Raw genomic sequence first — 18,714 nt, 5'->3', positions numbered from 1 at the left:
GTGGACGCACGCTATCGCGAGATCCTGCGCCGATTCGGCGACGAGCGCTCCGAAGTAGAGGAGCGCTCGGGCCAATTCCACGACATCCTGTTGACCCCGACCCGCGCGTACCGCATCCCGCGCACACCGAGCGCGGTTGCCCAACTCCGTGAGACGGCACAGGCACTGGACAACCTGTCCTCGTTGGGGCTGGTGGTCCGGATGCCCGTGGTGAAAGCTCTGCTCGAGGATTCGGCACCAGCCTGCATGGTGACAAGTCGAATCCCCGGCCACTCGTTGCCAACCGACGCCCTCACCTCCGCCACAGCTCTGGACAGCGTGGCCACCCAACTGCTGGCCCTCCTGAACGATCTGCAATCGGCACCTGTGCTGACCCGTGCACGCGAAATCCTTCCCACCACCAGCGCGGACCGATGGCAATCGTTCGCGCACGACGTCCAAGTCCACCTCTACCCACTCATGTCAGCAGCAGGCGAACAGCGAGCAACAGCCGAATTATCCGCAGCGACAACCCTTCCCGTGATCACTACCGCACTCGTCCACGGCGACCTCGGCGGCGAAAACCTCCTGTGGGAGAGCGGCCCCCTCCTCAGCGGAGTCGTCGACTGGGACTCCGCCGCCATAGGTGACCCCGCCGAAGACCTCGCAGCACTCATGGCTGGCTACGGAGTTGTGTTGGGAGAGCGCATTGTTCAGCTAGCGGGATGGCCCGAAGCACTGCTCGCTCGCGCCCACATAATCCGCGGGACGTTCGCGTTGCAGCAGGCGCTTGCGGGTGTCTTCGACGGAGATGCCGACGAAGTAGCCGATGGCCTGAGCGAATACGGTTACCGCCGCAGCAATGAAGTCCTGGAAAAGATCAAAGACTAAAGCATGAAGTGTGGTCGCCTCGCCTGCCTTTCCTGACTTGAGCTAACGCGACTTGGGAGCCTCGCCTTCGGCTTCCAGCCTTTGGGACTGCACTAATGCTGTTTTAGAGAAACAAGATAAAGAACAAAACAAGACTCGAACGTTAGGCGTCGGACAACGAGCGTCATCGAGTACGAGTGTCCACGGGTACTGGCGTCATCGGCGACCGGTGTCATCGGCGACCGGTGTCATCGGCGACTGGCGTCATCGAGCACGAGCGTCACCGGCGACCGGCGTCATCGAGCACAAGCGTCAACGGCGACCGCCGTCAACAAGCACGGGGAATCAATGTACGGGGGAAACAACGTGCGGACGTCGACGAACACAAGCGTCGACGACTGGTGGCGAGAAACGGTGTGATCAATCGGCGTCGAGGAACGCGCCGCGATCACTGCCCGCTGTGTGGGGCACGCCGCCTCGCCACATAGCGGGCTTCGCCGTGGTGGGCTCGGTTCACTCGCCACCGCCGCGCGGGGTCGATGTGCGCGGGTGCACGCCACGCCACGCGGCCCGGGAACTCCGAATCCTCGCCGAGGACTTGGGTTTCCCACCCCGCCTCGGTACCGGTGATCAACCCATGACAGCGATCACAGGCCAGGGTGAGGTTCTCGATATCGGTCGGGCCGCGCTGCGCGTAGCCGAGAACGTGGTGCATCTGGCACATCGTCGCGGGAGCGTCGCAGCCTGGACGGGTGCAGCCACGCTCGATCGCCGTACGTGCCAGCCGTTGCCACCTATTGCCGAGACGGGGACCGACGCCCAGGTGCAGCGGCATGCTGCGGCGGTGATCGAAGATCATCAGGACCGGGTGTGCGCGCTCGGCCATGCGCAGCGCCTCACCCAGCGGGACGCTGCCACCGGTGGCGGTCGTTGCGAACCCGGCAGCCTGTTCGACATCCTGCACGCTCATCGTCAGCACCACCTGGACCGGAATACCGCGATGCACGCCGAGATTCTCCGGGCCACCCGCGCGCAGAAACGCCTCGAACGCATCGTGATTGCGCTGCGCAGCCGTCCGGGTGTCACGCGCGGCAGCCGCCTTCACCGCCTCCGGATCGACCGGACCCGCAGTGGCGGACGGACTTTCGGGATCGGCCGGGTTGCACATGCCCGGACGCGCCCACTTGGCAAGCATGACGTCCATCAACGCCCGCAGTGCCGGTGTGAGGGTCATGGTGCCTTCGGACATGCCATCGACGCCTTGGCTGGTGAGGGTGATGGCGCGGCGACGCTGGCGGTCGACGTCGTTGGTGAGTTTTCCGTCCGGGTCGAGGTGGGCGAGGATCGCCTCACCGAGCTTGCGCATCCCGTGCGGGGTGACCTCGCGGGCGTGGTTGGCGAGTTCCTGCTCGGCCAACTCTCGATCCACAGCCGCGACGCTGGCGGGTACGCGGTTCATCGTCGCGATGATCGTGCGCACATGATCTGGGGAGATCGCGCCCTCGGCCTGCGCTTCGGCGGTGTGCGGCAACAACGGCTCATGGCGTGCACCGCTCGCACCCAGGAACGGCACCAAGTTCTCGGTGGCTTGAATACGCCGCCACGCCTCGGCCTTCGACAGATTCAGGGTCTCAACAAGATATTTGTGCAGCGCCGAGCGTCCGGGTACGCGCGGCAGGCCACGGTCGGAGGCTCCCATGACCAGGCGGTGGCCGAAGTAGGCGAGTTTCCGCATCGCCGTTTCGATCCGCAACATCGATTCGACGTATTCGTCGTCCGACAGCGGAATCAACGAGGATTCCGCCAATTCGTCGACCACGGCGACGAAGGAATCGACCGCGTCGTGTGCTCGTTGTACCCCACCCCGTATCATGCTGTAATTCTATCGCGAAAATGGTTGTGGCAGAACGGCTTTTGTCCGGTTATGGAATTCTCAGGAGTCTGTTTTCTTTCCTATTGCGGGGAGAATTGCTTGGTCGACGATTGCTGTGATTGTTTCGTCGCTTGGTAATTCGCCGCTGTCGAAAGTTTTCTTCATTACGAGCGCTTCGCCGATGTCGGTGACGACCGGGGTGAGGAAGTTGGGGTCGAGTTTTCCGGCGTCGGCGTAGGTGTGTAGGACGGTGCTGGTGAAGCGGCCGCCTTTGGCGTCGAAGACGTGGGTGTAGATTGCTTCGGCGAGTTCGGGGTGGCGTTGGCGTTCCATCAGGATGGTGACGACTGCTTGGGCGGTGGGGGTCGCCATCCATCGGACCATGAGTTTCAGTGCGTCTATGAGGTCTTGGCGCAGGTTGTCGGTGGAGGGGGTGGGGTGTTCTTGGGGGAATTCGGCTTGTAGGGCGTCTAGTAGGACTGCTTGGGGGGTGGACCAGCGCCGGTACAGCGAGGTTTTCGCGGTACCGGCGCGGAGCGCGATGTTCTCCATCGTTAGTTTGCCGAGTCCGACTTCGTTGAGTTCGGTGATGACGGCGGAGCGGATGGCCGCCACCAACTCGGCGTCGGTGCGACGGGTGCGGGTACCGGCCATGTCCCTCCAATCGGCGTTTCTGTCGTGCTGGAGACTAACCTTCCTGGTGCCGCAGCGTGACAACCACCGTCGCGAACGGCCCGAGCTCGACGGTGTTATCGGGTACCGGCTGGGAGACGGGCCCGACGGTTCGCGTGTCGATCACGGTGGCGGTTTCGGCGTCGGCCAGGTGGATTTCGATGGGTTCGGCGAACTTGTTGATCAGCAATACTTTTCGCTGTCCGGAGGCCGTCGCGAACCCGCGGGCGTGGATTCGCGGCTGCGGCGAGACCGTCCCGCCAACCGAGGTCTCGTGCAGCGTGTCGCCGGGTGCGAAGTTGTCCAGCAGGAGTTTCAGCACGTGGTAGCGCGCATTCGGTTCACCGGTGTCCCAGTCCAGTAGCGACACTCCCGGAATCATGCCGGGATAGTCGATGAATTCGGCGATCCCCACCAAGTCGATGCCCAATGCCGTGAGTTCCGACCACAGATACGCCACGACCGCGCCGCCGAGCGCCCAGTACTCCTCGGGAACTTCCGGCGCGGGATTCATCAAGTCGGGGGTGAAGGTGCCGATTTCGTTGATGAAGGTCTTCGTCTGCGGCGATAGGCGTCGGCGAATCGAGTCGATCAGCTGCACCTGTCGGAGAAAGCCGTCGGCTTGGGCGAAGAACGAGGCTCGCCACCGGTCGAACGGCTGATTTCCCTCGGGGCCGAACGGGTTCAGGAGTTCCGGTGTGGCGTAGAAGTGGTAGGAGATCGCGTCGAGCGGAATGCCGTCGGCGTGGTTGGCCGGGTCGAGGAAATGCCAGAAGTACTCGGGGTCGAGCTTCGACATGGACAGCGACAGGCCGATGAATTTCATCTCCGGGTCCAGGCCGCGCAGCCGTCCGACGACTTCGTCGTAGAGCCGGGTGTAGGTCTCGGGGGAGAGTTCGTGCCCGAAATCGGGCTCGCACAACACTTCCCAATACTCGAAGCGGTGCCGCCGTCCCGACTCATGCCGCACACCGAACTGATCGGAGAAGCCGCCGTCGAGATACCAGCGCCCGATCCGCTCGAAATGCTCCGCCACCTCGGTCAGGCTGGGATCGCGAAACGTGTTGCCCTGCTCGTAATTCCAGTGAATGACATCCAGGTCATCGGCGTAGGGCACCGGTTCGGGCGTATCGAACATCCAGGTCGGGATCGTGGCGAAGTTCATCACCACCGGACGGCCTTCGACGGCGTCCAGGAAATCGTCGACGAACGCGTCGAGATTGCTGAAATCCCACGAGGTTCGGCCATCGGCGGGCGGATCGAGTTCGGGCACAGACAGTTTCGGCGACGACCACCACGGCAGGAACCGCGCGTGGTCGACCTTCAACGCGCGCAGGGCGTCGAACGCCTTGTCATGGATCGCTGAGCCGCGGCGCAGCGGCGGCGCGGTCCACAGGTGGGTGGTGAGCTCGGTGCTCGACGTGGCGACCGGCGTGGTCCAGTTGACGGCGACCGGCAAGGAATACGACATGGGGAACTCCCAAACAGAGCGAGTAGGGCAACCCCCACGCTAGCTACAAATCTGTAGCTACGCAATTGTAGCTATCTGGTGCGGTGAGGGTTCACTCTTTTCGGGCATGGCGTCCCTCGCCGTCGGAGGGGATCGGTCGAATCGGCCAGGCGGACGGATCGGACCACGACACGCCCACCCGGGGTAGCTCCTCCGTCGGCGCGTCGAGTTCGCGCTGCACTTGGGCGAGGAATTCGTCGAGGCTGCCGTACCGCGTCAGGATCTCCGTCAACAATCGCTGCGCATCGCTGTTCGCTGCGCTCACTTCCGTCATTCCTGCACTCCTGTTCGAGTGAGTGGCTCGGCTGCTGGGGCCGTGGCGACGGACCGCCACCGGCGGGAGTGGAGGAGCTCCGGGTTGGGTGCTCCCGCCGGTGGCGGCTCCTTCGTGTACAGCGAGGCCCCGCTGCGGGGCGGGGCCGGGGGGCGCTTGGGCGAGCGTCCCCCGAACATCCCGAGCACGGAGACTGCCAGAGATTTGCGGTACGGCGGCCGGGAGTCCGCGCACCGCGCTCCGTGATCGGAATGCCCGTGGCAACCGTAGTGGTGACCTATTGGTGGGCAAGGGTTCGCGCGCGCCGTTGGCACGAGATGTCAGCGATATCTGGCACGGGAGGTCAGGATTTCCGAATATTCGCTCACCGGACATTCCGTCAACATCGCATGCGAGATAGCCGCGATCTTCCACAATCTGAGCCATGCCCAAACCATGTCTGCTCTTGCAGCTGCGGCCCGAGCGAGCCGCCGCGGACGACGAGTACCAGGCCATTCTGCGCGCTGCCGAGCTGGATGCGGATCGAATGAAGCGGATCCAGATGGACCAGGAGTTCCCGGATGTGGAACTCGACGACTTCTCCGCCGTCATCGTGGGCGGCGGACCCAGCAATGTCAGCAAGCCCGAGGAACAGAAATACGAGTACCAGCGCAAGTTCGAACCGAAGCTGCGCACGCTGGTCGCCGAGATCGCCCGACGGGACTTCCCCTATCTCGGGGCCTGCTACGGGCTGAGCATTCTGGCCGATGTGCTCGGCGGGAAGGTGAGCGAGGAGCGCTACGGCGAGACGGCCGGTGCGCAGACCATCGAATTGACCGACGCGGCCCGCGAAGACCCACTGCTGCACGACATTCCACAGACCTTCCGGGCCTTCGTCGGACACAAGGAGGCCTGTCAGGAGGTGCCGCCCGGCGCGGTCCTACTGGCCGGATCCTCCGGCTGCCCGGTGCAGATGGTGCGCGTCGGGCAGCACGTGTACGCCACCCAATTCCATCCGGAACTCGACGGCGACGGGCTCGCGCTGCGCATCGAAACCTACCGGCATGCGGGCTATTTCGATCCGGCCGAGGCCGACATCCTGATCGCGCTGGGCCATCGGGAGTCGGTGCCGGTACCGGGAGAACTGCTGCGCCGGTTCATCACTCGCTATTGCGAGACCGAACGCGAGACCGAACTCCAGGTACCGGAAGCGAATTAGCGGCGGCCCGACCGCGGGGCGGCCACGCCCTGCTCACGGGTGCGCTGCGGGTGCGAGGTGCGCCCGCGCGAGGCTCCGGCGGTCGAACGGGTGCCGGTGCCTCGGGTGGCGGTTCCGGTGCGCTCGTGGCCGCCCGTCTGACGGGTGCCACCGGCGTGGGCGGTCGCGCCGCCGCGGCGTCCATTGGCACCGCCGCGCGCCTCTCGGCTCTCGCCGTCGAAGCCGCGCGCACCACGCGAGCGATTGCCGCGCTCGTCGCCGCCCCCGCGGGCGGGGTTCGCGCCGCGAGACCGGTTGCCGCGCCCGTTCTGTCCGCCGCCAGCGCCCCGGCGACCACGCTCGGCATCCGAGCCCGCCGCGACCGGGCGGGGTGCGACCAGCGGTGCGGTCTCGCCGACCAGCGCGGTCACCGACGGCGACTGCGCGGTGACGCGCTCCGGCGCCACGGTGATACCGGCCTTGCGCAGCAGCACGGCCACATCTCTGCGCTGCTCGGGCAGCACCACGGTCACCACGTCGCCCGAGCTGCCCGCGCGGGCGGTGCGGCCCGAACGGTGCAGGTACGCCTTGTGTTCCGCGGGCGGATCGACGTGCACGACCAGTTCGACATCGTCGACGTGGACGCCGCGCGCGGCGATATCGGTGGCCACCAGTACGCGGGCGGTGCCGTCGGTGAAGGCGGCCAGATTGCGGTCACGGGCGGCCTGCGACAGATTGCCGTGCAGATCGGTGGCCGGGATTCCGGCGGTGGTGAGCTGCTTGGCGAGGCGACGCGCGTGATGTTTCGTGCGCATGAACAGGATTCGGCGACCGGTGCCGGAGGCCAGCGCGTACACCAGGTCGCGCTTGGCGTCGGCCCCGCCGATCTCGAACACGTGGTGGGTCATGGCGGGCACGGGGGAGTGCGCCTCGTCCACGCTGTGCGACAAGGGATTGCGCATGAACCGCTGCACCAGCTTGTTCACGCCGTTGTCCAGGGTGGCCGAGAACAGCAGGCGCTGACCGTCGTTCGGGGTCGCCGCCAGGATCCGGGTGACGCCGGGCAGGAAGCCGAGGTCGGCCATGTGATCGGCCTCGTCGAGCACCGTGATCCGCACCGCGTCGAGGGAGACCAGGCGCTGCTTCATGAGGTCTTCCAGCCGCCCGGGGCAGGCCACCACGATATCGGCGGTCTTCAGCGCGCGGGCCTGGCGATTCTGCGGCACGCCACCGAAGACGGTGGTCACCTGGAGTCGGCAGGCGGCGGCGAGGGGTTCGAGGGTGGCGGCGATCTGCGTCGCCAGCTCACGGGTGGGCGCCAGCACCAGGCCGACGGGCTGGCCGGGCTTGCGCGTCACCCCGGCGGCGAGCCGGTCGACCATGGGGATGGAGAACGCGAGGGTCTTGCCGCTGCCCGTCTTGCCGCGCGCCAGCACATCGCGCCCGGCGAGGGTGTCGGGCAGGGTGGCCGCCTGGATCGGGAAGGGCGCGGTGACGCCGTCCGCCGCGAGGCGGTCGGCGATCTGCGCGCGCACGCCGAGGTCGGCGAAGGTGGGGGCAGGGCTCGATGAACGAGTCGTCATAGGGGTCTGGGTGCCTTTCGAGCATCAGGGGGATCCACAGCGGTGCGCAGGTACATCGCCCGCAATTGCCGTAACCGCTGGGTGGCCGACGCGAAGAGAAGACATCCACGACGGAGAGGAGTAAGCAAGATCGCTACTCGACGTCGACAACCATAACCCAGGTGGGCCGATTCCCGCGCATCGTGTGGTCGTGATCTCCCGGTCGACCGCCCGGATATGCCCCCGATGTGCCCCGATTCAGTGCCGCTCGGCCGCCGCGAGGGCGCGTTCGCCGAGGGCGCGCAGCAGCGGGGCCAGCTCGGGCGGGTCGAGCAGGGTGTAGGCGACGGGCAGCGCCGCGAGGTTGTAGGCGACGTACCGGGCCGCGTCCGGATAGGTGGTGAGCAGGCAGGTGTGCTCGTCGACGGCTTCGAGCACGCCCTGCCGTGCGCCCACATGGCGCTGCGCCGCGTCGAGAGGCTCGTGCAGCAGTACCCGCGCCTGCACGGTGCCGGTGCGTCGAAGTGAGCGCGTCAACCAGGTCGCGGCATCCATCCCCTCGGGCAGTTCCCGCGGCGGCACACGGACCCCCGTGCGGTGCACGCCCTCGATCCGGTCCAGTCGAAATGTGCGCCAATCCCCGCGGTCCCCGTCGAAAGCGATGAGGTACCAACGGGTTCCGGCGGCGATGAGCCGATGCGGTTCGACGAAGCGCCGGTCGCTCGCGCCCGCCGCCTTGGTGTAGCCGAAGCGGACCTTCTCGTGCGCGCGGCACGCGGCGGCCAGGGCCGCGAGGGTCTCCGGTTCCACCTGCGGTCCTCCGGTCGCGGGCAGCACCTCGGCTTCGGACAGGTCGGCGACGCGGCGGCGCAACCGGCCGGGCAGCACCTGCTCGAGTTTGGCCAGCGCGCGCAGCGAGGCGTCCTCGATTCCGGTCACCGCGGATGTCGCGCCGGTGCGCAGTCCGATGGCGATGGCGACGGCCTCCTCGTCGTCGAGCAGCAGCGGCGGCATGGCCGTCCCGGCGGCGAGCCGGTATCCACCGACATTGCCCTGCGTCGCGTGCACCGGATACCCGAGTTCACGCAGCCGGTCGATATCCCGGCGAATGGTGCGCGGCGTGACCCGCAACCGCTCGGCCAACTCCACGCCCGTCCATTCCCGAGGCGACTGGAGCAGTGACAGCAGTTGCAGCAATCGGCCCGATGGATCTCGCATAGCCCCCATCTTGGCAGCGCAACAGGACTTTGGGTGTCCTATTGGCCTCCTACCGTCGGTAAAGCCAGAGCGACAGAGCAGATCAGCAAGCTGAAAGGACCACGCACCAATGAAGATCGCATTGCTCGGAACCGGTTTCGGTCGTGCGCACGCCGCGGTGTTCGCGGCCCGCGACGATGTCGAGGTGATCGTCTTCGGTCGCACCCCGGCGGCGCTCGCGGAGCTGGAAGCGACATACGGGTTTCCCACGACCACCGACCTGGACAGCCTCTACGCCGATCCGTCCATCGATCTGATCGATATCTGCCTGCCGACCGCGCTGCACCCCGAGCATGTGCTGCGCGGGCTGGCGGCGGGCAAGCATGTGCTCTCGGAGCTGCCACTGGGGTTGGATATGGCCGCCGCGGCCCGGGTGGTCGACGCGGCCGCCGCCAGCGACCGGCAGGTGTTCGTCGACATGTACGACCGGTTCAGCGCGGCCAACCGAATCCTCCTGGACGCCAACGCATCCGGAACCTACGGCCCGCTGCGCGAGCTCGAACTCGACAACCACACCGCGCGCCTGTGGCCCGGCTACGACCTCGGACTCGACACCATCCTCCCCGACATGCTGCACGGCGATATCGACCTCGTGATCGAGCTGCTGGGTCGCCCGGCGGCGACCAGCGTGGCGGCCACGGCTGGCCCGGACGCGGGTTCGGCCGTGCACGCGCTCTTCTCGTACCCGGACGCGGTCGCCCGCTGCTCGGGCTCCTCGCTCATGCCCCACCCCTACGGCAGCCACGGCGGCTACCGCGCCACCTTCGCCGAGGGCGTCCTCGAGTACGCCTACCGCCCCGGCGACACGGAATCGATTGTCGTGGAACACACCGCGGCCGGTCGCCGCGACATCCCCGCGACCGGACCCGACAACTACACCGCCATGATCGAGCACGTCCTGGCCTGCCTGCGCGGCGAGGCGGAGAACCGGATCACCCCGGCCAGCGTCATGGACGCGCTGGAGCTGACGCTCGACGTGCACGCACAGGTGTCCCGGCGGCCGTAACCGTGCCACCTAGGTGGTGATTCGCTCCACCCTGTTGCGGCGATCTTCAGCACCCGGGTGGCTCCTCCCGGCGGCCGGGCTGCCGGAGAGTAGGGGCTACGCACACGAACCGGAGCCTCTGATGACGATCGCCACCACACTCGCCACCTCGGGGGAGCGTCGTGCCACGGTCCAGACCGCGGACGGCGTAGCCCTCGCGGTGCGCGAATACGGCCCCCGCGACGCCGCGCTGACCGTCGTTCTGCTGCACGGGCATTGCCTGCGCGGCGAGTCCTGGACCTTCGTCCGCGACGAACTCACGCGGCGACACCCGACGGCCCGGATCGTCAGTTACGACCATCGCGGCCATGGTGATTCGGCCGCCGCCTCGCGGCGCACGTACCACCTCGAACAGCTCGGTCACGATCTGCGCGATGTCCTCGACGCCGTCGCGCCGACCGGGCCGGTGGTCCTCGTCGGCCACTCCATGGGCGGCATGACCGTACTCACCTACATCAGCCAGCGCCCGCACGAGATCGGTACGCGCGTCGTCGGTGTCGGCCTCGTCGCCACCGCCGCGAGCGGTCTCGCCGACGCGGGTTTCGGCCGCCTGCTGCGCAATCCGTTCATCGGGCTGTTCCAGGCCGCCGTCCGCCGCGCGCCGCGCACCATGCAGCGTGCGAAACTCCTGGCCTGCAAGGTCTTCGCGCCCATCGTCCGCGCGGCCGAATTCGGCGATCGCAAGGTCAGCCCGACGGTCCTCGCCCTGGCCAAGGCGATGCACAATCAAACGCCCATCGTCACCATGGCCAGCTTCCTGAGCGCGTTCATGACCTACGACCAGACCGATGCCCTGCCCGCGCTGTCGCGAATCCCCACCCTGGTCCTGTGCGGGTCCGCCGACCTGATGACCCCGCCCTCCCACGCGGTCGCCATCGCGAGGGCCGTCGACTACTCCGATCTCGTCATGATCGACGGCGCCGGTCATTCGGTGATTCTCGAACAGCCCCATCGCGTCGCCGACGCGCTCGCCCGCCTGCTGACCCGATCCGGCGAGCCGTCGACGCTGCGACTCGCCCTCGCCGCGTAGTTCCTCAGCCGAGGAAGCGCTGTAGCTCCGCGGTGACGAATTCGGGGTTCTCCTCGACGAGCCAATGCCCGGCGCGGGGAACATCGACTGCCGCGACGATATTGGTCAGGCGCGGGGAGACGGTGGCGCGGACCGCGTCGAGCTGACCCTGCGCGGTCATGAGGAGGGTGGGGACGGCGGTGGCCGGAGCCGCGAGAGTGTCCTGGACGTCCTTGTCGAGGGATCGGTAGAGCTCGAAGCCAGCGGACAACGTCTCGGGGCGGCCGTAGGTGCGCGCGAATTCGGTGATGTCGGCCTCGGTGAACGGGGACCGGTCCGAGGTACCGCCGAAAGCCGTGCCGCCGAAGGAAACCTGCGGATAGAACAGGGCCAGGTATTCGCGAACGTCGTCGCCGACGACCTCTTCGGGCACGCGCCGCTGGGAGTGGAAGGCGATATGCCAACTCAGCGTGCGGTAGGTGGCAGCGTCGAGGGCGGGTCCGGGCAGCGGCAGGTCCAAATAGCCGAGGCGGGCGGTGTCCGCGGGGAACTGCGCGGCGTACTGGAAGGCGACGGCCGCGCCGAAATCGTGGCCGATCACGCGGGCGTCGCGAATCCCGAGCTGCTCGGCGATCAGGGTGTGTATGTAGCGCGCGAGAGTCGCCTTGTCGTAACCGGTGGGCGTGCCGGTGTTGTCGCCCAATCCGGGCAGGTCGATGGCGTAGACGGTGTGGTGCTCGGCGAGGGCGGGCATGATCGGCCACCAGCCGTACCAGGTTTGCGGCCAGCCGTGGATCAGGACCACGGGCGTACCGCTGCCTCCGGTGACGTAATGCATACGGACGCCATCGATCTCGGCGAATTCGTGCCGAAATGTGTTGTCGAACCGCGGGTCGCCCTGGGTGGCGGCGGCATAGGGCGCGAGGGCGGTGGTCGTGGAACAGGCGGCGGCGCTCATGGTGAGTACGAGGCCGAACAGGAGGGTGGCCATCGTGCGTGCCGACCGGAGCGCGCGGGATGCGGTGATCATGAGTACGCCTTTGCTGGAGAGATCGGCGGCCGGTGGTGCCGTCGATGAGTTCGCGGAGGATGTCGGCGTGGCCCGCGTGGCGACCGGTCTCCTCGATCAGGTGGGTGAGCGCCCAGCGGACACTGGGGGCGGGACGATCCGCGCGGGGCAGTGGTGCGCCGAGATCGCAACAGCCGTCGAGGATTTCGTTGACCCGCTCGACCGTGGCGCGGTAGCGGGCGACGACCTCGGCCACGCTGTCGTCCGTCGAGACCCGGAATGTCGCGCGCCAGTCGGTGACGGTGTCGCCGAGGAACATCGCGCGCTCAACCCAGGTCAGATGGTTCACCAGGCCGAGCAGCGTGGTGCCGGACGGCACGACGGCCGTGCGCACCTGTGGTTCGGGCGCACCGTCGACCTTCGCGGCGATCGCGGCGCGCAAATAGTCGAGAAACCCGCGCAGCACCTCGGTTTCGCTGTTTCCGGTCCTAGGCGGCGTGGTGTCGCGGCGCTTGCGACGCCGAGCGGGAGCGGCGGTGGCACTCATCGAGACTCCTTCTGTCGGAATACGGCCAGTCTCGGCCGCTGCCGTGCGTGCTGGCACGCGATCTTGCGGTTTCGGCAAGATGGACCCATGGATCGCGAAACAGATGACGTTCTCGACGCGGTGGGGCCGCGGCTGCGGGCGCTGCGGCGCGAGCGCGGCCTCACCCTCGCCGATCTCGCCGCGACGACCGGTGTCTCGGAGAGCACCCTCTCCCGGTTGGAGAGCGGGCAACGCCGGGCCACCCTGGAACTGCTGCTGCCGCTGTCGCGCACCTACGGCGTCCCGTTGGACGATCTCGTCGGCGCGCCCCGCACCGGCGACCCCCGCATACATCTGAAACCCATCAAGAAGTTCGGCATGGTCTTCATCCCGCTGTCGCGGCGACCGGGCGGGGTGCACGCGTTCAAAATGATCATTCCCGCGACTCCCGAGCCCTTGGAACCGACTCCCAAGACCCACGACGGCTTCGAATGGCTCTACGTCCTCAACGGTCGGCTGCGTCTCGTACTCGGTGACCGCGATCTGATCCTGCCGCCCGGCGAGGCGGCCGAATTCGATACGTCGCTGCCGCACTGGCTGGGCAGCGCGGACGGCGGCGCGGTCGAACTGCTCATCCTGTTCGGTGTCCAAGGTGTGCGCTCGCACGTGCACGCCGATCGCGGCGATTCGCAGCATTAGCCGAATGCTTTGGGGCAGTGTCGGTTTAGAGTGAGGACGGATCCAGGGGAGAGGAGAACGCGATGACAGCGCAGGCGGGGCTCGCCGGACGAACCTATGTCGTCACCGGATCGGCCTCCGGTATCGGGGCGGCGACCGCCGCGCTGCTGCGGGAGCGGGGAGCCGAGGTCATCGGCTGTGATCTCGACAAGGCCGATGTCGAAGCCGACCTGTCCACACCCGAGGGGCGGCGGTCACTGATCGATCAGGTGACCGCGTACGGGTCGGTCGACGCGGTGCTCGCGATCGCGGGCGGCGGCAAGACCGGCCTGTTGGAGACGAACTACTTCGGGGCGGTCGCGACCCTGGAAGGGCTGCGGCCGCTGTTGGCGCGCAGCCCCGCACCGCGCGCCGTGGCGGTGTCGTCGACGTCGTCGCTGGCCTCGGCGGACGACCGCATCGTGCAAGCCTGCCTCGACGGTGACGAGGCCGCCGCCGTCGCGTATCTGGCGGACGACTCGACCGCCGGTGGTCCGACCGGCGGATACGGAATCGCCAAGCGCGCGTTGAATCGCTGGGTGCGCAGGACCGCGCCGACCGACGCATGGGCCGGTACGGGAATCGCCCTGAACGTCGTCGCGCCCGGGGTTGTCGACACTCCCGCGGCCGCATGGATTTTCGCCGATGACGAGGTACGCCGCACCGTCGAATCCGCTGCGCCGCAACCGTTCGGCGGATTCCCGGGACGCCCCGAATGGGTCGCCGAACTCATCTGCTGGCTCGCCAGCGTGGAGAACCGATTCGTCACGGGGCAGATCATTTTCGCCGACGGCGGCTCGGAAGCCGTGGCCGTCGGCGATCACCACTGGCGGTAGCCGGTCGGCGAAAGGTGTTCCAGCCCAAGACGGATGGCTTCTTCGACGGGTGAGCGGCCATCGATTCCCAGGGGCTCGGCCGATTCCACCGTGGGCGTGGCCATGAAGCGTGGTGTCGTGCCCCGATGCGCCTGTGCCGCGTGGATCAGGAACGGGTGGCACAGGTAGATATCGCCCGCACAGCCGGTGGCCCGCGTGACCGGTAGTTCGGCGGTGGCCTCCAGCACGCCGGTCTCGTCGATGCGGGTGGCGTCGAGGCCCTCCTCGCCATAGCGGCGCAGGCGTGCGGGTACCGCGAGATGGGAGCCGACGCGCAGGCGGGTGGGTGCGTCGACCTCGGTGACATCGGTGAACAGCACGAACATGAACAGGGCGCGCCCACGCGACCGGTAGTTCGTGAAGGAGTGACCGGTCCAGCCTTCGGGCAGATAGCTGCCCTCGAAGTGCCAGTAGTCGTCGTCGGGTGGGTCCGCGTGCGGGAAGCGAACCGGGATGGCCTCGATCCCCGACTTGCGCACCCACCGGCCGGGACCGACGAGTTGGTCGAAAGCCCTTTCCAGCGCGGGCATTCGGGCCACTGTGCGGAATGGTTCGGCGTCGTATCCGCGCAATCGCACCATCGGTCGGGTCCAGGTCGCCGGATCGCCTGGCGCACAACCGGTATCGGGCCACATGAGCTCCACGCACCGCCGTGCCGTCGCCCGGGAGAAGACCGACTCCAGGCGGACGAACCCGTCCTCGACGAATCTGGTGATCTGCTCTCGATCGAGCATCACCGCGCACCTTTCGCTCTCGCCTACATCGGAGGCGTACCCGGACCTCGGCGCGGTATGCGGCAGGAATCCCCGGGGGACAACGACTATCCGAGATCGAAACGAATTCCGGCGCGCAGCATGGTCGTCGCCGACAGTCCGATCATGTCGCGGAAGGTTTCGCTGAAGTGCGAGGGCGTGGCGAAGCCCGCGTCCAGCGCGGCGCGGGTGAGGTCGTGGCCGGAGACAGCGCCACTGACGGTCCGGATCAAGCGATTCCAGCGTTGGTACCCGCGAAAGGTGGTGCCGTACTGCTGGGCGAACAGCCGCAGGAAGTGGGAGGTGGACAGGCCCATATTCGCGGCGATCCGGTCGGCGCGGAAGGTGCGCGAGGAATCGCCGCGAATCTCGGCGGCCACTCGTTCGATGCGCGGATCGGCGGGCGGGGCGGTGCCGGAGATGGCGCTGGCGTAGACGCGGTCGGGGTCCACCCGCGCGCCGCGGCACAGCTCGACCAACTCGCGCTCTCGACGGTGGTGCAGCCCGAAAGGCCCTGTCGCGGCGGTCATCTCGTCGGCGATCGCGGTAGCGGGAGCGCCCGCGGGTTCGACGAAGAGGGCCAGGATCCACCCGTCGGTGGCGACCAGGCGTTGGGTCGTGCGGGCGGGGGAGAAGAAGCTTCGGGTGTGTATCTCCCCGTGCGCCTCGGTGTGCAGGACGAGTGGCGCGTCCAGTCCGATGCCGAGCATCGCGACGGAGGGGGAGTGGGGTTCGACGCCGAGGTCGGGGCCGATGTAGCCGATGTGGCCGGGGCGCATCCAGGCCAGTGGTGTGGGGGCATCGGCGGGGGTCATGGGGTTAGGTTAGCGGGTGGGGAGGTTGGCCTGAACGGTCGCAAATCGCACCTGGACCACGATTTTCGTGTGCCCAGATCGATTTTCGACCGCTCAGGCCAACCCTGTCTACTACAATCCGTAATAGACCCGAGAATGCGGGGAGACCCCATGACCCACTCACCAACACACCCCAACTCCACCTCGGCGAACGCCGTCCTACGCTGGACCACAATCGTCTTCGCCATCGCCCTGGCCGTCCACGGAGCCGACCACTTCCGCCGCGGCATGGACACCATCTCGATGCTGGTCATGACCCTCGGCACGATTCAGACGGTCCTCGCGCTCGCCACCATCGCCCTGGTGTTCACGCACCACCGATGGGCCCCGCTGGCGGCCATCGGCATCGGGTTCGCGAGCGCCATCGGCTTCACCGTCGTGCACCTGCTCCCGGACTGGTTCGGTCCGCTCAGTGACAGCTTCTTCAATCCCCCGGCCTCGGCGCGCGTCACCGGATTCTCCTGGTTCGCCGCGCTGTTCGAGATCGCGGCCGACCTCGCCATCGGCATCGCCGGACTACGTGCTCGCACCTCGTGGCGTTGATGTCACGGCAGGTCGGAGAAGTGCACGTCGTGGGCCATGGCGGTGACCTGTAGGCCGTCCGCGGTCGGCTCGATGGCGGTCAGCCGGGCACCCAGAGGCAGGCGCTGCAATGGCACGGTGAAGGTGAGGTTCTGGCGCAGCAGCGCCAGGGAGATCGTCGGGCCGCCCGTGGCGGGTTGGGCCGAGACCGGGGTGACCTCGATGCCGTTCTCGGTCGGGGCCACCGTCACCACGACTATGGCCGGTATCGAGAGACCATCGACGGGGAACGTCCCGGTGACGCGCAGACCCTCCGGGCTGTAGGAGATCGATTCCACCTCCGAGGGCGCGTACTTTCGCACGACGTCGTAGGGGACCACGGCGGTGGCCGTCGCGGTGGCGGCGACGAGATTCGAGGTGCGCTCGTTGATCAGATCGCCCAGCGACGCCGACACGTCGGTCAGCGTGACATCCAGATTCTGGACGGAGATGTCCTGGTCGGTCCAGTCACCGACCTGGATGTCGATCTCGCGGTAGGTGCCGTCGACCGCCTGCGTCAGAAACGGGAAGCCACCGATCTCGACCTTCGGTTGTCGGGGCAGGTTGTACTCGGCGGCGATCTTGCGACCGATCTCGTTCTGCGCCACCGTGACCGCGACCCGATCGCCGACGACCAGCGCGATCGCCAGCACGACGACCAGTATCAACAATCCGCGCATGCGCTACTCCGTTCGACCATCCCACCATCATGCTGTGCATCGCTGGCGACCGCCGCCGGGCGCGAACCGCCGCCTCCGCGTGTCGAAACCACCTGGCCGGGTATCGACCAGTCGTGACTTTCGATTTGACACCCACGGCGGCACAACACGACCTGGCCAAGCGGGCGCACGAATTCGCGCAGGACTACATCAGACCCGTGGCCTCCCACTACGACCGAGCCCAGGAATTCCCTTGGCCGGTCCTGGAGGAGGCCGCCGAGCGCGGGTTCTACAGTCCGCTGTTCTACCGCGACCTCATCGGCGACCCCACCGGACTGTCACTGCCGATGTTCATGGAAGAGGTGTTCTGGGGTTGCGCCGGTATCGGTTTGGCGATCGTCATGCCCGCGCTGGCGCTCTCGGCAATCGGCCAGGCCGCCACACCGGAGCAAATGCTGCGCTGGGCCCCCGAATGTTTCGGCACACCGGGTGATCTGAAGCTCGCGGCGCTCGCCATCTCCGAACCCGAGGGCGGCAGCGACGTCCGCAATCTGCGCACCCGCGCCGTGCGCGACGGCAGCGACTGGATCATCGACGGCCACAAGATGTGGATCGGCAATGGCGGTATCGCCGACGTCCACGTCGTCAATGCCGTCGTCGACGAACAGCTCGGGCACCGCGGCCAGGCGCTGTTCGTCGTACCGGGCGGCACGCCGGGCCTGGAACTGGTGCGCAAGCTCGACAAGCTGGGCTGCCGCGCCTCGCACACCGCGGAATTGAAGTTCGACGGCGTCCGCGTGCCGTCGGAGAACCTGCTCGGCGGGGAGGAGAAGCTGGAACACACCTTGGCCAAGCGGCGTGAAGCGGCCCGCGGCAACGGCCGATCCCGGTCGGTCACCCTGGGCACCTTCGAGCAGACGCGACCCATGGTCGCCGCGCAGGCGCTCGGAATCGCCAGGGCCGCCTTGGAGTACATGACCGGCTACGCCAAGCGGCGCGAGGCCTTCGGTGCGCCGATCATCGACAATCAGGGCATCGCGTTCCCCATCGCGGATCTGGCCACCCGCATCGACGCCGCCCGACTGCTGACGTGGCGGGCGTCCTGGATGGCCGCGCGCGGCGTGCCCTTCGAACGCGGTGAAGGATCCATGGCGAAACTGGTGGCCAGCGAAATCGCGGTCCAAGCCACCGAACGCGCGATCCAGACCCTCGGCGGCTGGGGCTACATCAGCGACCACCCGGTGGAGAAGTGGTACCGAGATGCCAAGCTCTACACCATTTTCGAGGGCACCAGCGAGATCCAGCGCATGATCGTCTCGCACGCTCTGGGCGCGGCCGAAGGTCGACCGCCCCTGCATATCGACCTCGCGCCCTCGGGCGGACCGCTGAACAAGGTCTTCGGTCGCGGCACCGAACTGCGTGGGCGTACCGCGGCCGCGGCGCTGAACATGCGTGATCGCGTGCCGGGTCCGATCGTCAAGGCCGCGTTGAAATACCTCCGCCCGCCCCGGTAGCCGTGATGACCGCTAGGTG

At 67.4% G+C, this 18,714-nt stretch carries 18 protein-coding genes and 1 pseudogene; 8 read left to right on the top strand and 11 right to left on the bottom strand.

Annotation, left to right across the window (positions count from 1 at the left end; translation table 11 throughout):
• Complete coding sequence (locus ACIBH2_RS03910) at window positions 1-870, top strand: aminoglycoside phosphotransferase family protein (protein WP_397113151.1); 870 nt, start codon at window positions 1-3, stop codon at window positions 868-870.
• A 427-nt stretch (window positions 871-1,297) separates the two neighbouring features.
• Here ACIBH2_RS03910 and ACIBH2_RS03905 read toward each other — a convergent pair whose 3' ends face one another.
• From ACIBH2_RS03905 to ACIBH2_RS03890, 4 genes are all read right to left on the bottom strand, one after another.
• Window positions 1,298-2,722 (bottom strand): DUF222 domain-containing protein, encoded by a 1,425-nt coding sequence (locus tag ACIBH2_RS03905; RefSeq protein ID WP_397113149.1) that lies wholly within the window; start codon window positions 2,720-2,722, stop codon window positions 1,298-1,300.
• 60 nt (window positions 2,723-2,782) lie between these two features.
• Window positions 2,783-3,376: a TetR/AcrR family transcriptional regulator gene (locus ACIBH2_RS03900; RefSeq protein ID WP_397113147.1), complete on the bottom strand. Its 594-nt coding sequence runs from the start codon at window positions 3,374-3,376 to the stop codon at window positions 2,783-2,785.
• A gap of 34 nt (window positions 3,377-3,410) precedes the next feature.
• Window positions 3,411-4,865: a hypothetical protein gene (locus ACIBH2_RS03895; protein WP_397113145.1), complete on the bottom strand. Its 1,455-nt coding sequence runs from the start codon at window positions 4,863-4,865 to the stop codon at window positions 3,411-3,413.
• 91 nt (window positions 4,866-4,956) lie between these two features.
• Complete coding sequence (locus ACIBH2_RS03890; RefSeq protein WP_397113143.1) at window positions 4,957-5,178, bottom strand: hypothetical protein; 222 nt, start codon at window positions 5,176-5,178, stop codon at window positions 4,957-4,959.
• Window positions 5,179-5,602: 424 nt separating this feature from the next.
• Between ACIBH2_RS03890 and ACIBH2_RS03885 the strand changes: the two genes are divergently transcribed.
• Window positions 5,603-6,376, top strand: a complete 774-nt coding sequence (locus ACIBH2_RS03885; protein ID WP_397113141.1) for a glutamine amidotransferase — start codon at window positions 5,603-5,605, stop codon at window positions 6,374-6,376.
• Here the strand turns inward: ACIBH2_RS03885 and ACIBH2_RS03880 are convergent.
• Together ACIBH2_RS03880 and ACIBH2_RS03875 are read right to left on the bottom strand one after the other, a co-directional pair.
• Complete coding sequence (locus ACIBH2_RS03880; protein WP_397113139.1) at window positions 6,373-7,938, bottom strand: DEAD/DEAH box helicase; 1,566 nt, start codon at window positions 7,936-7,938, stop codon at window positions 6,373-6,375. The genes ACIBH2_RS03885 and ACIBH2_RS03880 overlap by 4 nt on opposite strands.
• 237 nt (window positions 7,939-8,175) lie before the next feature.
• Window positions 8,176-9,135 carry a helix-turn-helix transcriptional regulator gene (locus ACIBH2_RS03875; RefSeq protein ID WP_397113137.1) on the bottom strand — a complete coding sequence of 320 codons (960 nt, stop codon included), beginning with the start codon at window positions 9,133-9,135 and terminating at the stop codon, window positions 8,176-8,178.
• 109 nt (window positions 9,136-9,244) lie between these two features.
• Between ACIBH2_RS03875 and ACIBH2_RS03870 the strand changes: the two genes are divergently transcribed.
• Entirely contained in the window at window positions 9,245-10,180 is a 936-nt protein-coding gene (locus tag ACIBH2_RS03870) for a Gfo/Idh/MocA family protein (RefSeq protein WP_397113135.1), read from the top strand.
• Window positions 10,181-10,301: 121 nt separating this feature from the next.
• The gene (locus ACIBH2_RS03865) at window positions 10,302-11,249 is read left to right on the top strand and encodes an alpha/beta fold hydrolase (RefSeq protein WP_397113133.1); all 948 of its coding nucleotides are present in this window, start codon (window positions 10,302-10,304) and stop codon (window positions 11,247-11,249) included.
• A gap of 4 nt (window positions 11,250-11,253) precedes the next feature.
• On the opposite strand, the gene ACIBH2_RS03860 is transcribed toward ACIBH2_RS03865, so the two are convergent.
• Window positions 11,254-12,258, bottom strand: a complete 1,005-nt coding sequence (locus ACIBH2_RS03860; RefSeq protein WP_397113131.1) for an alpha/beta hydrolase — start codon at window positions 12,256-12,258, stop codon at window positions 11,254-11,256.
• 25 nt (window positions 12,259-12,283) lie between these two features.
• Window positions 12,284-12,784: pseudogene (locus ACIBH2_RS03855) on the bottom strand (DinB family protein); the annotation flags it as partial.
• An 87-nt stretch (window positions 12,785-12,871) separates the two neighbouring features.
• Between ACIBH2_RS03855 and ACIBH2_RS03850 the strand changes: the two are divergent.
• On the top strand, window positions 12,872-13,462 hold the full coding sequence (locus ACIBH2_RS03850) for a helix-turn-helix domain-containing protein (protein ID WP_397113129.1): 591 nt from the start codon (window positions 12,872-12,874) through the stop codon (window positions 13,460-13,462).
• Window positions 13,463-13,524: 62 nt separating this feature from the next.
• Window positions 13,525-14,316 carry an SDR family oxidoreductase gene (locus ACIBH2_RS03845; protein WP_397113127.1) on the top strand — a complete coding sequence of 264 codons (792 nt, stop codon included), beginning with the start codon at window positions 13,525-13,527 and terminating at the stop codon, window positions 14,314-14,316.
• Here ACIBH2_RS03845 and ACIBH2_RS03840 read toward each other — a convergent pair.
• Both ACIBH2_RS03840 and ACIBH2_RS03835 read right to left on the bottom strand, forming a co-directional pair.
• A complete protein-coding gene (locus tag ACIBH2_RS03840; protein ID WP_397113125.1) occupies window positions 14,301-15,089 on the bottom strand; it encodes a phytanoyl-CoA dioxygenase family protein in 789 nt (262 codons plus the stop codon). The genes ACIBH2_RS03845 and ACIBH2_RS03840 overlap by 16 nt on opposite strands.
• 86 nt (window positions 15,090-15,175) lie before the next feature.
• Window positions 15,176-15,922, bottom strand: a complete 747-nt coding sequence (locus ACIBH2_RS03835; protein ID WP_397113123.1) for a helix-turn-helix domain-containing protein — start codon at window positions 15,920-15,922, stop codon at window positions 15,176-15,178.
• Window positions 15,923-16,072: 150 nt separating this feature from the next.
• Here ACIBH2_RS03835 and ACIBH2_RS03830 point away from each other — a divergent pair, with 150 nt between their 5' ends.
• Window positions 16,073-16,504, top strand: a complete 432-nt coding sequence (locus ACIBH2_RS03830; RefSeq protein WP_397113121.1) for a hypothetical protein — start codon at window positions 16,073-16,075, stop codon at window positions 16,502-16,504.
• A gap of 2 nt (window positions 16,505-16,506) precedes the next feature.
• Here ACIBH2_RS03830 and ACIBH2_RS03825 read toward each other — a convergent pair whose 3' ends face one another.
• Window positions 16,507-17,202 carry a DUF2993 domain-containing protein gene (locus ACIBH2_RS03825; protein WP_397113119.1) on the bottom strand — a complete coding sequence of 232 codons (696 nt, stop codon included), beginning with the start codon at window positions 17,200-17,202 and terminating at the stop codon, window positions 16,507-16,509.
• 113 nt (window positions 17,203-17,315) lie between these two features.
• On the opposite strand from ACIBH2_RS03825, the gene ACIBH2_RS03820 reads away from it, so the two are divergent.
• Complete coding sequence (locus ACIBH2_RS03820; protein ID WP_397113117.1) at window positions 17,316-18,695, top strand: acyl-CoA dehydrogenase family protein; 1,380 nt, start codon at window positions 17,316-17,318, stop codon at window positions 18,693-18,695.
• The last annotated feature ends 19 nt before the right edge of the window (window positions 18,696-18,714 follow it).

The sequence above is a fragment of the Nocardia sp. NPDC050406 genome (assembly GCF_044459025.1).
GTDB lineage: Bacteria > Actinomycetota > Actinomycetes > Mycobacteriales > Mycobacteriaceae > Nocardia.
The sequence above is the reverse complement of the archived record's forward strand: the minus strand, read 5'-3'. Positions and strand labels throughout refer to the sequence as shown.